Here is a 15,107-nt window from a genome sequence, read left to right as displayed (position 1 = left end):
TTAAGGGATTTTTTAATTTATAGATCTTAGTAGCATTCTAATTCTCTGGAATACTCTTTAAAACTTCAAGTAAGAACTTCCAGTATTTCTGAGCTGAAGAAATACTTGCTCTTTCATCTGGAGAATGCGCCCCTCTTATCGTAGGGCCAAATGAGATCATATCCATTTCAGGATAATGACTTCCTATAATACCACATTCAAGACCTGCATGACAGGCAGCAATATCTGCCTTCTCTCCATTCATTCTCTGATAGATCTCATCTAAAGTTTTCAGGATTGCTGAATCGCTATTAGGAGCCCAACCAGGATATTCGCCGGAAAGCTTCACTTCAAATCCCGCAAGTTCAAAAACTGCTTTCAATGAACCGGCAAGATCATTCTTAGAAGATTCAACAGAACTTCTGGTAAGACACTTTACATATACCTCACCATCCTTCAGGGTTACATTGGCCACATTGTTTGAGGTTTCAACAAGGCCTTCAATTTCAGGGCTCATTCTATAAACTCCATTATGTGCACCGGCAAGTGCAAGAAGAACTTCTTTTTGTGATTTTAGGTCCATGATACTTTTCTGAGTTGGGATCTTCTGAATTTCCACAGATAGATTTGGCTCCAAGGAAGTATACTCAGCTTTTATGTCTGCCGCACGAGATTCGATCTCTTTCTTGAAATTTTCCTCTTCAGTATCTGGAACAGCGACAATAGCTTCACTTTCTCTCGGGATTGCATTCCTAAGGCCACCACCGTTAATTTCTGAAATTCTCAATTTAAGATCTTCAGAATTATTTATAAGTAAACGGTTCATCATCTTATTAGCATTACCAAGTCCTTTGATAATATCCATTCCAGAATGACCTCCCATTAATCCCTTTACTTTTACCGAGTAAGAACGGTACGTATCGGGCAGTTTTTCTTCGTCATATTTCTTAGTAGCCGTGATATCTACTCCTCCGGCACATCCAATACCAATCTCATCATCCTCTTCGGTATCAAGATTCAAAAGAATATCTCCTTCAAGAAGATCTGGGCTCAAACCTTTAGCACCGGTCATACCCGTTTCTTCATCTATGGTAAAAAGCGCTTCAATCGTAGGATGCTCAATAGTATCGCTTTCCAGAATCGCCATCATAGTTGCAACACCAAGACCATTGTCGGCACCTAGAGTTGTTCCCTTTGCACGAACCCAGTCACCATCAACATACATATCTATACCCTGGGTATCAAAGTCAAAATCTGTATCATTATTCTTTTGATGAACCATATCAAGGTGGGCCTGTAGAACGATCTTTTTACGGCTTTCCATTCCCTGGGTCGCCGGCTTATAGATCACTACATTTCCAACGCTATCAACTTCAGTTTTAAGATTAAGATTGTTACCGAAGTTTTTTATGAATTCTATTACTCGTTCTTCTTTTTTTGAAGGTCGTGGAACAGCATTCAGGTCTGCAAATTTATTCCATAAAACTTTGGGTTCCAGCCCTCTTATTTCTTCATTCATTGATCTAAATTTTGGTATCTTGACAAAGGTATTCGAATTTACGGATTTCTAAAATTTGAAGCCTCCCGAATATTTGTATTTTTAAATCGTGAAGAGAAAATCTGTCCTACTACTCGCTATTCTATTTCCGGTGCAGATCATTGGAATCAATATACTTTCCAGGTTTCCCGTTTTTGTTGAAGAATATTATTCTCATGGCCTTTATCCCATAATTTCAAAAGTTATGCGCTATAGCCTGGGCTTCGTTCCATTTTCATTAGGAGATCTGCTCTACGGAATATTAATAGTTCTAGCCATTAGCTGGTTTGTAAGAAGAGTCTCGCAAAGATTCAGACAACCAAAGGTCTGGATTCCAGATACACTGGCAACCTTATCTGTAATATACTTTTGTTTTCACCTATTCTGGGGCTTTAATTATTACCGGTTGCCTTTACACAAGAACCTCGAAATTGAAAATGATTATACCACAGAGAAGTTAATTAGCTTAACAGAAACCCTTATAAAAAAGTCCAACGAAATCCACTTAGAATTAGCTCAAAATGATTCTTTAAAGGTCGAATATGATTTCTCGAAAAAGGAATTATTCCAGATTACACTGGAAGGATATGATCATATTAAAAAGGATTATCCTGAATTGGCATATAACGGTGAGGCTTTAAAACGGTCTATATATAGTCTACCGCTTACTTATATGGGATTTAACGGATATTTGAATCCACTTACCAATGAAGCACAGGTAAACACCATAATTCTACCCTACAAAATTCCAACTACTGCCAGTCATGAAGTAGGACATCAATTAGGTTTCGCTAAAGAAAATGAAGCAAACTTCATTGCCTGCCTGGTCACCATGAATCATCCTAATAAACATTTCAGGTATTCAGGATACACCTATGCACTTAGTTACTGTCTTAGTGAGTTATATAGAAGAGACCGTCCTAAAGCAGAGGCTTTGATAGAAGATTTAAATCATGGAATCATTGCAAATTACAGGGAAGTAGATGAATTCTGGTTGAAACACCAAAATCCCTTTGAACCAATTTTTAAAGCCACATACAACCGCTATCTAATAGCCAATAACCAGAGCGACGGAATGAAAAGTTATAGCTATGTAGTTGCTTTACTGGTAAATTATTTTGACGATTCACGAAACGCCTTTTAAAACCAATAGATTTAGGGAATTTTTACTAATTTAAGGCTCTTAAATTTTAGACCAATCTTTTTTATATTAAATCCACTTAATTTTATGAAATTAAAATTACTGATGTTTGGGGTATTCCTCTGTACTTTTTCGATGCAGGCCCAGGAATACTTCCCTACAAACGATGGTGTGAAGACCCGAAACACCAATTACACTGTTTTTAAAAATGCGAGGATACATGTAGATCCTCAAAATGTGATCGATAATGGAATGTTTGCGATCAGGGAAGGGAAGATAACCGCCGTTGGAAAATCCATAAATGTTCCTAAGAACAGTATTGTGATAGATCTTAAAGGCAAGGAGGTTTACCCATCTTTTATTGATCTATATAGTGATTTTGGCATTTCTAAACCTAAAAGAGCCGAAAATGGGAACGGACCTCAATATGACGCAGGCCGTGAAGGTTATTACTGGAATGACCATATTAGACCAGATACAGAAGCCATCGCAAATTTCAGTTTTGATTCTAAAGAGGCCGAAAAATTTCATAAAGCTGGATTTGGTGTTGTAAACACTCATGTCCCGGATGGGATAATAAGAGGAACCGGAATGTTGGTTGCTTTAACTCCCGGTGTTTCTGAAGGAGACAGGATCCTAAATGAAAGATCCTCTCAATATTTATCATTCGATAAGAGCGTGAAATCCAGGCAGTCCTACCCTACTTCTACTATGGGAACTATGGCTTTGATCAGACAGGTCTATCTGGATGCGAAATGGTATGCTAATGGAAATGCCAGAAATAAAGATCTTGCCTTAGAGGCACTTAATAAGAATAAAGACCTGGTACAGATATTTGCTACAGATAATCTATTGAATGAATTTCGTGCTGATAAAGTTGGAGACGAATTTGGTATTCAATATGTGATCGTTGGTAGTGGAATGGAATATCAGCGTATAGACGAAGTAAAAGCTTCGAATGCAACTTATATTGTTCCGCTTAAATTTCCAGATGCTTTTGATGTGGAAGACCCATATCTCTCCAATCAGTTAAGTCTAGAAGAGATGAGGGAATGGAACCAGGCTCCGGTAAACCTGAAAATGTTATCAGAAAACGAGGTTCCTTTTACTTTAACTACTCATTCTTTAGATGCTGAAAAAGACTTTAAAAGCAACCTGCTAAAAGCCATTGAATATGGTTTAGACAAGGAAGCTGCGTTGGCTGCCTTAACTACAGTTCCAGCGAAAACTATAGGTCAGGATGGCAAAATAGGGGTAATCAAAGAAGGTGCCTGGGCGAATTTCCTGATTACTTCCGGGGATTATTTTGATAAAAAGACCACTTTATATGAGAACTGGATCCAGGGAGAAAAGAAAGTATTAAGCAGTATGGATGTTACCGATATTACCGGTAATTATGACCTTAAGGTTGATGGCGAAACTTATGAACTGAAGTTAAAGGGCGAGCCTTCAAGTCCTAAAGCTGAAGTGAAGCTGGGTGAGACTAAGATCGGATCAAAATTATCCTTCAGTGATAACTGGATGAACCTGTTGCTTTCTTCACCAGATACTACTAAAACGGAATTTATCAGGTTAGTAGCCAACATCCCTTCAAAGACAGATCAATTTTCAGGAAAAGCTATTTTACCAAACGGGAATGAAACCAGTTTCCAGGCGGTAAAAAAAACAGACACGAAGATTGAAAAAGAAGACGAGAAAAAAGAAGAAAATGAAACCTCTTCTACAATAGCGGTCACCTACCCTAATATCGCCTATGGCTTTAAGAATAAACCAAAACAGGAAAATGTACTTTTCAAAAATGCCACGGTATGGACTAGTGAAGATGCTGGTGTACTTGAAAACACAGACGTACTGGTAAGAAATGGAGAGATCGCAAAAGTTGGTAAAGAACTTAATGCCGGAGGAGCTAAAGTTATTGATGCTACCGGGAAACACCTAACCGCAGGAATTATAGATGAACATTCGCATATTGCTGCCTCAGCTATTAATGAAGCTGGTCATAATTCTTCCGCAGAAGTTACTATGGAAGATGTTGTAGACCCTACAGATATTAATATTTACAGAAATCTTGCCGGTGGTGTAACCACTATTCAGCTTTTACATGGATCGGCAAATCCAATAGGAGGACGTTCTGCCATTTTAAAACTGAAATGGGGTGAATCTGCTGAAGATATGATCTTTGAGCAGGCACCTCCATTTATAAAATTCGCCCTGGGCGAGAATGTAAAACAATCTAACTGGAGTGGATCTAGATTCCCTCAAACCCGTATGGGTGTGGAACAGGTTTTCACCGACTACTTTAGCCGTGCTAAAGCATATGAAAGCACAAGAAATGATGAAGATTTCAGAAAAGACCTGGAAATGGAAACTATTTTGGAGATCATTAATGGGGAACGATTTGTTACTTCTCACTCTTACATTCAAAGTGAGATAAATATGCTTATGACGGTAGCTGAGAAATTTGGATTCAACATCAACACGTTTACCCATATTCTTGAAGGTTACAAAGTAGCCGATAAGATGAAAGAACACGGAGTTGGAGCTTCTACATTCTCTGACTGGTGGGCTTATAAGTATGAAGTGAATGATGCGATCCCTTATAATGCTGCTATCATGAACGAAGTTGGGCTTACCGTAGCTATTAACAGTGATGATGGTGAAATGAGTCGCAGACTAAACCAGGAAGCAGCCAAGAGTGTAAAATATGGAGGCATGAGCGAAGAAGATGCCTGGAAAATGGTCACTATTAATCCCGCGAAATTACTTCATGTAGATGATCTTGTGGGTAGTATTAAAATCGGAAAACACGCAGATCTTGTACTTTGGAACGACCATCCGCTTTCTATCTATGCAAAACCAGAAAAAACAATGGTTGAAGGAGTTTTTTATTTTGATATAGACCGCGATTCAGAAATGCGTAAAGACATCAAAAAAGAACGAAACGAACTTATAGGACAGATGCTTAAAGCGAAAAACAATGGCGTAAAAACTCAGCCGGTAACCAGGAAGGAAGAGCAAAGAGTTCACTGTGATCTTTTAGAGGAGGTAAAATAAAATTTAGAGCAAAATGAAAATTTTCAACACATATATATTAATAGCATTCCTGATCATTTCAGGAAACAGCTTCGCCCAGCAAACTCCGGCAGATAAACAGTCTGAAGCGGTTACTATTGTAGGAGCCACAGCTCATTTAGGTAATGGAGAAATTATCGAGAATAGCCTTATCATTTTTGAAGATGGTAAGCTAACGGAAGTCACTTCTAAAGACCTAACCAAAAGACAGTATCCTGGTGAGATCATTAATGCTGAAGGGAAACATGTATATCCCGGTATCATCGCGCCAAACTCAACTTTAGGATTGGTAGAGATAGATGCGGTAAAGGCAACTGTAGACCAGGATGAAATGGGAGAAATGCTTCCGAATATTAGAAGTTTGATCGCTTATAACGCCGAAAGTAAGATCGTGGAATCCATGAGACCAAATGGAGTACTTATGGGACAGATAGTACCTAGAGGCGGAATGATCTCAGGAACGTCTTCTATCGTTCAGTTTGACGCATGGAATTGGGAAGACGCTGTGATTAAAGAGGATGATGGCCTGCACATTAACTGGCCAGATTCTTACCAGCGTGGGCGCTGGTGGCGTGATGAAGATCCTGGGCTTAAGCCAAACAAGGAATATACCGAGGATGTTCAGAAACTTTCAGATTTCTTTGCTTCTTCAAAAGCATATCTTGACGGAAACAGGGAATACAAGAATTTGCCATATCTGGCGATGGACCCTGTTTTTAGTGGAAATAAAAAGGTATTTGTTCATGTAGATGGAGAGAAAGAAATACTTGATGTGATTCAGTTCAAAAAAGATCAAAACCTGGAACATGTAGTAATCGTAGGTGGTTATTATTCGCTGGATGTAGCTGATGCTTTAAAAAGCAATGATATTCCTGTTTTAGTGAACAGACCTCATAGCACGCCAGAAGAGGCTTACGAGGATTATGATTATCCTTATAAATTAGCAAATCTACTGCATGAAAAAGGGGTCTTAGTTGCTATTGAAAGTAGCGGACAAATGGAACGAATGAATTCCAGGAACCTGCCATTTTACGCAGGAACCGTTGCTGCTTTTGGATTGGATAAAGAGAAAGCTCTGAGTTTGATCACGTTGAATACAGCTAAGATCCTGGGTATCGATGAAAATTATGGAAGTTTGGAAAAGGGCAAATCTGCCACTTTATTCATTTCTGAAGGAGACGCATTGGATATGCGTGGAAATATCCTTTCTCATGCATTCATCGACGGAAGAAAAGTTAGCCTGGAAACTCATCAGACTGAACTATGGAAAAGATATTCTAAAAAATATAAAGAGCAGAAGGATAGTAAATAATCCTATACATTTTTAAAGTTGCCTGAGAAACAGAATACGTCAAGCTGAAATTACATCAGCTTCTAATTGAAAGTTAATATTCAATTAATCAGGATCCTGAATTAAATACAGGATGACGATAATTCGTTTTTTAGGCAACTTTTTTTACGCCCAATATCTACGTACTTTTACGCCATGTTAAAACAGATCACCAGCCCGCATAACAAGGAGATAAAATGGCTGCTTCAACTACAGGAGAAATCCCGTAATAGAAGAAAAGAAGAGGCGTTTATAGTCGAAGGACAGAGAGAAATTTCCATCGCGATAAAGGGAAAATATTCACCACTTCATCTTTATTTTGTTCCTGGACTTATCGATTTTCAGGAAGTGCTGGAAATTGCCAGATCTAATGCTCAACAACCAGCTTCTATCACAGAAATAAGCCAGGAAGTTTACGATAAAATTGCCTACCGCGGAAGCACAGAGGGATTGGTAGCCGTATTCAGATCTAAAGACCATAAATTACAAGATCTCAAATTTTCAAATTCTAATCCATTGATACTGGTTGCTGAAGCACCAGAAAAACCGGGTAATATCGGGGCTATATTAAGAACTGCCGATGCTGCTGCAGTAGACGCGGTGATCATTGCCAATCCAAAAACCGATCTCTATAATCCAAATATTATTAGAAGCAGCGTTGGATGTATTTTCACCAATAAGATCGCCACAGGTGAAACTTCTGAAATTATAGCGTTCCTGAAACGAGAGAATATTAGTATCTATTCCGCAGCACTGCAAGCTGCAAAACCTTATCATGAGATAGATTATAAAGAAGCTTCAGCAATTGTAGTGGGAACAGAAGCAACTGGATTAAGCGAGGAATGGCTGAAGAATTCCACCCAGAATATTGTTATCCCTATGCATGGCGAAATAGATTCCATGAATGTTTCTGTAGCAGCAGGAATACTTATTTTTGAAGCTAAAAGACAACGAATTACATACCCTGAATAAATCAATTTAAACTTGACACCAGAAACCTTATTCTATATTATTATCGGAATTATTATCCTGGATTTCATCATCGATAAAATTCTTGAGGCGGTAAACGCTAAACATTTTAATGATCCTGTACCAGCAGAGTTAGCAGATGTATATGAGAAAGAAGAATATGAAAAGTCCCAGGGGTACAAAAAAGAACGATTCAAATTCGGACTGATCTCAAGTACATTTTCAGTTTTATTGACTTTGGCTTTTATCCTTTTTGATGGTTTTGCTTTTGTAGACCAGATCGCCAGAAGCATCAGCGATAATTCAATATTGATCGCCCTGATCTTTTTTGGAATAATCATGCTTGGAAGTGATATCCTAATGACCCCGTTTTCCTGGTATAGCACTTTTGTGATCGAAGAAAAATATGGTTTCAATAAAACAACAAAGGGAACATTCTTTTTAGACAAAATTAAAGGCCTGGCCATGACTGCGATCATCGGCGGAGGGATTTTAGCGTTGATCGTATGGTTCTTTCAGATTGCCGGTGATAATTTCTGGTGGTACGCCTGGATCTTAATAGCTGTATTTTCAGTTTTTATGAATATGTTTTACGCTAAGTTAATCGTACCATTATTCAATAAACAAACACCTTTAAGTGACGGTTCACTTAGATCAAAGATCGAGCAGTATGCTAAAAGTGTAGGTTTTAAACTGGATAACATTTTTGTTATTGATGGTTCTAAAAGAAGTACAAAGGCCAATGCATATTTCTCCGGATTTGGTAGCGAAAAAAGGATCACTCTATATGATACTCTAATTAACGACCTTGAAGAAGAGGAAATTGTTGCTGTGCTTGCTCATGAAGTAGGACATTATAAGAAAAATCACATCATCGTAAATCTTTTTGCTTCAGTAGTGACTACAGGGTTCACTCTTTGGTTATTATCGCTATTTGTTGGCAATCCTTTACTTTCAGAAGCTCTTGGGGTTGCGAAACCTAGCTTTCATATTGGATTGGTTGCCTTCGGAATTTTATACAGTCCTATTTCAGAAATTACTGGATTAATCATGAATTATATCTCCAGAAAATTTGAATATCAGGCAGATAATTTTGCAAAAAACACCTATAATGGCGATTCCCTTATTTCAAGTTTAAAAAAACTATCTAAAAACACTTTGAGTAATTTAACTCCCCATAAAGCCTATATTTTTGTACATTACTCTCACCCCAGTTTGCTACAGCGATATCGCAATTTGAAGACTGGAAATTAGTTGTTTTCTATTAATCTTAATTTGTATTTTTAACCTATGACAGAGGCGGCTATAGAAAAAGAAAACAAGCAAATTGCAAGGCAGTATAAAGAACTGCTGCGCATTAGTTATCAAACGTTGACAGATGATGATAAAAAGCTCATTCGTTATGCTTTTGATACGGCTGTTGACGCCCATAAAGATCAGCGAAGAAAATCTGGCGAAGCATATATATTTCATCCTATAGCGGTTGCAAAAATCGTAGCTTCAGAAATTGGTCTGGACGCGACTTCAATCGCCGCTGCCCTACTTCATGATGTAGTTGAAGACACAAAATATACCCGTGGGGATATTGAGAAAATGTTTGGTGAAACCGTCGCTAAAATTGTTGACGGACTAACTAAAATATCAAGTCTTAAAAAAGATAAAGATGTTTCTCAACAGGCAGAGAATTTCAGAAAAATGCTACTCACCCTGAATGATGATGTGCGGGTTATTATCATCAAAATAGCAGATAGGTTGCATAACATGCAAACCATGGATGCGATGCGTCCAGATAAACAAGTTAAAATTGCTTCTGAAACACTTTACATTTACGCTCCCCTGGCCCACAGAATTGGCCTTTATAATATTAAGACAGAGCTTGAGGATCTCGGCTTAAAGTATACCGAACCTGAAGTTTACCAGGATATTCTAACTAAGATCAAGGAAAGTAAGGAAGAGCAGGATGCCTATATAAAGGAGTTCAGTAAAGTGATCGAAGATTCTTTAGATAAGGAAGATCTGGATTACGATATAAAAGGTAGACCTAAATCTATCTATTCTATAAACCGGAAGATCAAAACCCAAAATATTAGTTTTGATGAGATCTACGATAAATTCGCCATTAGAATTATATACCGTAGCGACCCTTCTCAAGAGAAGTTTTTAGCATGGAAGATTTATTCTATAGTTACAGATCATTTTAGACCAAATCCAACGAGGTTAAGAGATTGGATCTCCTCGCCTAAATCTACCGGATATGAGGCTTTGCACATTACAGTCATGGGGCCAAAAGGCAGATGGGTAGAAGTTCAAATTAGAAGTGAACGAATGAATGAGATCGCGGAGAAAGGTTACGCCGCTCATTATAAATACAAACAGGGTGCTGAAAATAAAGAAGAGCGAGGTTTTGAAGAATGGGTAACTCGTTTGCAGGAAGCCCTTGAGAGCCCGGATGTAAACGCGGTAGACTTTGTAGAACAGTTCAAACTGAACCTGTATTCTAAAGAAATATTCGTGTTTACTCCGCAGGGAGACCTTAAGTCTTTACCAAAAGGATCTACACCACTGGATTTTGCTTTCAGTATTCATACAGAAATTGGAATTCATACCAGAGGCGCCAGGGTGAACAACAAACTTGTTCCCTTAAGTCACGAACTTAAAAGCGGCGACCAGGTAGAGATCATTACTTCAGATAACGCAAAACCGAATGTTAACTGGCTAGATTACGCCAATACTGCCAGAGCGAGGGCTAAAATAAAATCTTCACTTAAGGATGAGAAAAAGGAGATTGCGGAAGAAGGCAAAGCTGTACTGGCTAGAAAACTGAAAGCTCAAAAGATTCAATTCAATGAAAAGTCTATAAATGAACTGGTAGTTTTCTTCAATTTAAAAACAAGCCTGGATCTTTTCTACCGGGTAGGAATTGGAAAGATCGACAATAAAATGCTGAAGGATTTTGCCAGTTCCAGAAGCAACTCACTGGTTAGTTATTTCAAAAGTAAGATCAAGAAGCCTTATGTATCCACAGATCTTGATAAAGAAGAAATTACAGCCAAGTATGATCAACTGGTATTTGGGAAAGAAGAGGAAAAACTGGAATACAAATTATCCAATTGTTGCAACCCCATTCCTGGTGACAATGTATTTGGTTTCATTTCAGTGAATGATGGTTTAAAAGTTCATAAAAAGGATTGTCCAAATGCTTTACAATTACAAAGCAATTACGCCTACAGGATCATTCAGGCCAAATGGATAGACAGTTCGCAGCAGGACTTTAGAGCCGTTATAAACCTTCAGGGAATAGACAACCTGGGGCTGGTTAGCGAGATCACCCAGGAAATCTCCAGTAACCTGCACGTGAATATGAAAAACCTGAATTTTGATAGTTCAGATGGTGTATTTAGTGGGCGTATAACTCTGGTTGTAAAAAATAATAATATCCTCAATACCATTATCCAAAGGCTGAAAAAAATTAACGGGATAGACAAGGTTAGCCGTGAATAAACTTTTACCTTTGCAAAGCAAATTATGAGCAAAAAAGTCGTAAATAAAAACGATCAGGCGGTCGTTAAAAATGTTTTCACCAAATATCTTGAAGAAAAAGGACACCGGAAAACTCCGGAACGTTTCGCTATTCTTCAGGAGATCTATAATTCTGACGATCACTTCGATATTGAGTCTCTTTATATTAAAATGAAGAACAAAAAATATCGTGTGAGCCGGGCTACTTTATATAATACGATTGAATTATTATTAGAATGTGGACTGGTTAGAAAACATCAATTTGGTCAGAATCAGGCACAATATGAGAAATCATATTTTGACCGTCAACATGATCATATCATACTTACAGATACCGGAGAAGTTATAGAATTTTGCGATCCCAGGATCCAAAGTATCAAGCAAACTATAGAGGAAGTTTTTGATATAGAGATCAAAAAACATTCTCTTTACTTTTACGGAAATAAAAAATCAACCAATTAAGTTTCAAAATTCATGGCAGTAGATTTACTACTAGGTCTTCAATGGGGTGATGAAGGAAAAGGCAAAATTGTTGACGTCCTTACCTCTAAATACGATATTATTGCCCGTTTTCAAGGTGGTCCCAATGCAGGACATACTTTAGAATTCGACGGTCAAAAACATGTTTTACATACAATTCCTTCAGGAATTTTTCATGATGACAGTATCAACCTTGTTGGTAATGGCGTTGTGATAGATCCAGTGATCTTCAAAAGAGAACTGGACAATCTGGCCAAACATGGTATTAATTACAAATCCAAGTTACTTATTTCAAGAAAGGCACATTTAATTCTGCCAACTCACAGGTTACTTGATGCTGCTTCTGAAGCTTCAAAAGGTAAAGCCAAAATAGGTTCTACTCTTAAAGGTATTGGTCCAACATACATGGACAAAACCGGTAGAAATGGCCTTAGGGTTGGAGATCTTGAACTGGAGGACTGGAAAGACAGATATCGTGCTCTAGCCGATAAGCATGAAAAAATGATCGCATTTTATGATGTAGACATTCAGTATGATCTTCAGGAATTGGAGAAAGAATTCTGCAATGCGGTTGAAAGTTTAAAGGAACTAACATTTATTGATAGTGAGGAATATCTTCACCAGTCAATGAAAAATGGCAAAACGATACTTGCTGAAGGCGCACAGGGATCATTACTGGATATAGATTTCGGGACTTACCCTTTTGTGACTTCTTCAAATACAACTGCAGCCGGAGCCTGTACAGGTTTAGGTGTTGCTCCCAGAGAAATTGGCGAAGCTTTTGGAATTTTTAAAGCTTACACTACCAGAGTGGGTAGTGGCCCCTTCCCTACTGAACTTTTTGATGAAGTTGGTGAAACCATGGGTCAGGTTGGCAATGAATTTGGTGCAACTACCGGGAGAAAAAGACGTTGTGGATGGCTAGATCTTGTAGCATTGAAATATGCAGTTCAGGTTAACGGTATTACTCAGCTTATTATGATGAAAGGTGACGTACTCAGCGGATTTGAAACGCTGAAAGTTTGCACCGGGTACATATATAAAGGAGAAGAGATCAAACACCTACCTTATAATATAGAACCTGAATATCTTGAGCCTGTTTATACTGAAATTAAGGGCTGGAAAGAAGATCTTACAAAAATGACCGATGCTTCTTCTTTACCTAAAGAGTTTAATGATTATGTTGAGTTTCTGGAAAAAGAACTAGAAACACCAATTACAATTGTTTCGGTAGGACCAGATAGAAAACAAACGATCATAAGATAACATTGATCTGCTTGATATAAAAAAAGGCTGCCAGTTGGCAGCCTTTTTTATTATAGAATGGTTATGTGATCTTATCCATCAGAATCATCACCGTCAGAGTCTGATACTATAAACAAACTAGCAATTGCTGTTGCTTGCTCTGCCGTAATAGGTTCATCAAAGGCCTGAGTTACCGCCGCGTTAAGATCACCAACGATCTCGCTAGCGTAAGTAATATCTGTCGTTAGATCTAACCCGCCTTGCATTGTATTTCCTTCACCTTCATAAACCGCTGCGTAAGCATTTTGCGCAGTTTCGCTGTTAGCAGGTGCAGCTGCATTATCTCCGTTCCCGGTAATCCATCCTTCGACTCCTCTAATCTGTCGGATTTCAGAAGCATGGCGCGCCTCAACAGAGTGAATTTGCAGTGCTGGCTCAAGGAATGCTGTCCCCATTAAATTACCAGCCTGACCTTTATATGCTCTAACTCCGGTATCTTCAAAAGCCTGCGCTAATGCCAGTAACTGTGCATAAGCAGTCTCCTGCCCAATACCGTTATCATTAAAAGGGTCAAAAGCTCCTCCAGCCGTAAAATCGAAAGTAGGTGATTCTACAGGAGTTGCTCCTGCGCCTTCCAGGCCAGCTTTGAGAAATGCCACGTGTGCATCCTCATGCTTGGAAATTTGCATATAAGCATCCATTGCTCTCTGGTTTCCATTAAGAACACCAGAATCTAACGCTTTCATATAAAACTCAGCTTCCAGGTACTCTAAAGTTAATGCAAGTTGTAAAGCGTCTACAGCAGGGTTTTCCTGGAAAAATGCAGCTGCGCTAGCTTTATTTGTCGCCAGTCCAAATGGTACAGCAGCCATTGCCGCCTTCTTCCCAAAGGAAGATAACGTAGAGAACATTTCTCTCCTGGAACTGGATTTTGTAGTTAATTTTTCAGATGTAAATTCATCTAATAATTTTATAATACTCATAATTATGTCTTTTTAGTGTTAGTAGATTAGGATCCAGTCATTGGTTCTGGCAGGTTATTGGCAGTGAACTCTGTAGTAATAAATCCACCTGCTGCTGCAAGAACATCTGCAGGATCTCTTGCCACATCTAAACCATTACTAGGATCAACTATATCATCACCCGCAAAATATCCTCCGGTTGGATCGATAAGTGATCTAATTGCTGCCGCATGTCTAGCTTCAACTGAAACAATCTTACCAGCAAGGGTTAAATAAGTTTCATCGGCAATTCTATCGCCAGCACCATTATATGCGCCTACTCCTGTATCTTCTAACAACATAGCCGTTTCTAAAACCGATGTTCTATCATCAAAATTAATTGAAGAAACATCAAATTCCAGATCTGGAAGTGTATTATCTTCTCCCGCCGCAGCAATAATGGCTGCTTTAAAAAAGTCTCTATGAATTACTTCGTGGTTATATAGAGCATCAAATATATCTTTTTCATCCTGCGGTGCACCATCATAATAGTCTCCTGCACGCACCTGAGTATAGAAAGCAGCTTCTAATTGTTCCAAGGCATATGCATAATTAAGGATACCTACATCCCCACTTCCTAAATCAAATGCAACCGGATCTGGATCTGGATCTGGGTCTGGAGTTGGGTCTGGCTCAGGCGTTTCAACCTCTCCACCTGGGTTAAACTCTTCTTCGCTACATCCATAAAGTAAAAATGTTGAACCGGCAATTCCCAGTCCTCCCATTTTAATGAATTTTCTACGCGAATTGTTTTTCGTTTTTTTGGAGGATGTGCCTACTACATCCACCTTAACTAAGGGTTTTTTCATAATTAAAATTTTAGTTTCATAGAAA

General features: G+C 38.4%; 11 protein-coding genes. 8 read left to right on the top strand and 3 right to left on the bottom strand.

What is annotated here, in order from left to right; all coding sequences use genetic code 11:
- Nucleotides 1–37: 37 nt before the first annotated feature.
- Nucleotides 38–1,498 carry an aminoacyl-histidine dipeptidase gene (locus G530_RS0112350; RefSeq protein ID WP_026934835.1) on the bottom strand — a complete coding sequence of 487 codons (1,461 nt, stop codon included), beginning with the start codon at nucleotides 1,496–1,498 and terminating at the stop codon, nucleotides 38–40.
- Between the two features lie 88 nt (nucleotides 1,499–1,586).
- Here G530_RS0112350 and G530_RS0112345 point away from each other — a divergent pair, with 88 nt between their 5' ends.
- The 8 genes from G530_RS0112345 (at nucleotide 1,587) to G530_RS0112310 (ending at nucleotide 13,293) form a co-directional block, all read left to right on the top strand.
- Nucleotides 1,587–2,660 (top strand): DUF3810 domain-containing protein, encoded by a 1,074-nt coding sequence (locus tag G530_RS0112345; RefSeq protein WP_026934834.1) that lies wholly within the window; start codon nucleotides 1,587–1,589, stop codon nucleotides 2,658–2,660.
- Between the two features lie 84 nt (nucleotides 2,661–2,744).
- Complete coding sequence (locus tag G530_RS0112340; protein WP_026934833.1) at nucleotides 2,745–5,711, top strand: amidohydrolase family protein; 2,967 nt, start codon at nucleotides 2,745–2,747, stop codon at nucleotides 5,709–5,711.
- A gap of 13 nt (nucleotides 5,712–5,724) precedes the next feature.
- On the top strand, nucleotides 5,725–7,041 hold the full coding sequence (locus G530_RS0112335; RefSeq protein WP_026934832.1) for an amidohydrolase family protein: 1,317 nt from the start codon (nucleotides 5,725–5,727) through the stop codon (nucleotides 7,039–7,041).
- A 174-nt stretch (nucleotides 7,042–7,215) separates the two neighbouring features.
- On the top strand, nucleotides 7,216–8,031 hold the full coding sequence (locus G530_RS0112330) for a TrmH family RNA methyltransferase (RefSeq protein ID WP_026934831.1): 816 nt from the start codon (nucleotides 7,216–7,218) through the stop codon (nucleotides 8,029–8,031).
- A gap of 12 nt (nucleotides 8,032–8,043) precedes the next feature.
- A complete protein-coding gene (locus tag G530_RS0112325) occupies nucleotides 8,044–9,282 on the top strand; it encodes a M48 family metallopeptidase (protein WP_026934830.1) in 1,239 nt (412 codons plus the stop codon).
- 36 nt (nucleotides 9,283–9,318) lie between these two features.
- A complete protein-coding gene (locus tag G530_RS0112320) occupies nucleotides 9,319–11,529 on the top strand; it encodes a RelA/SpoT family protein (RefSeq protein ID WP_026934829.1) in 2,211 nt (736 codons plus the stop codon).
- A 24-nt stretch (nucleotides 11,530–11,553) separates the two neighbouring features.
- Nucleotides 11,554–12,009, top strand: coding sequence for a Fur family transcriptional regulator (locus G530_RS0112315; RefSeq protein ID WP_026934828.1), 456 nt, complete (start codon nucleotides 11,554–11,556; stop codon nucleotides 12,007–12,009).
- A gap of 12 nt (nucleotides 12,010–12,021) precedes the next feature.
- Nucleotides 12,022–13,293, top strand: a complete 1,272-nt coding sequence (locus G530_RS0112310) for an adenylosuccinate synthase (RefSeq protein ID WP_026934827.1) — start codon at nucleotides 12,022–12,024, stop codon at nucleotides 13,291–13,293.
- A 71-nt stretch (nucleotides 13,294–13,364) separates the two neighbouring features.
- Here G530_RS0112310 and G530_RS0112305 read toward each other — a convergent pair whose 3' ends face one another.
- Both G530_RS0112305 and G530_RS0112300 read right to left on the bottom strand, forming a co-directional pair.
- Nucleotides 13,365–14,255, bottom strand: a complete 891-nt coding sequence (locus G530_RS0112305; RefSeq protein ID WP_026934826.1) for a ferritin-like domain-containing protein — start codon at nucleotides 14,253–14,255, stop codon at nucleotides 13,365–13,367.
- A 26-nt stretch (nucleotides 14,256–14,281) separates the two neighbouring features.
- Nucleotides 14,282–15,082 (bottom strand): ferritin-like domain-containing protein, encoded by an 801-nt coding sequence (locus tag G530_RS0112300; protein ID WP_026934825.1) that lies wholly within the window; start codon nucleotides 15,080–15,082, stop codon nucleotides 14,282–14,284.
- Between the last annotated feature and the right edge of the window lie 25 nt (nucleotides 15,083–15,107).

Source organism: Christiangramia echinicola DSM 19838, from assembly GCF_000423065.1.
Taxonomy (GTDB): Bacteria; Bacteroidota; Bacteroidia; order Flavobacteriales; family Flavobacteriaceae; genus Christiangramia; species Christiangramia echinicola.
This window is presented reverse-complemented; position numbering and strand designations above follow the sequence as displayed.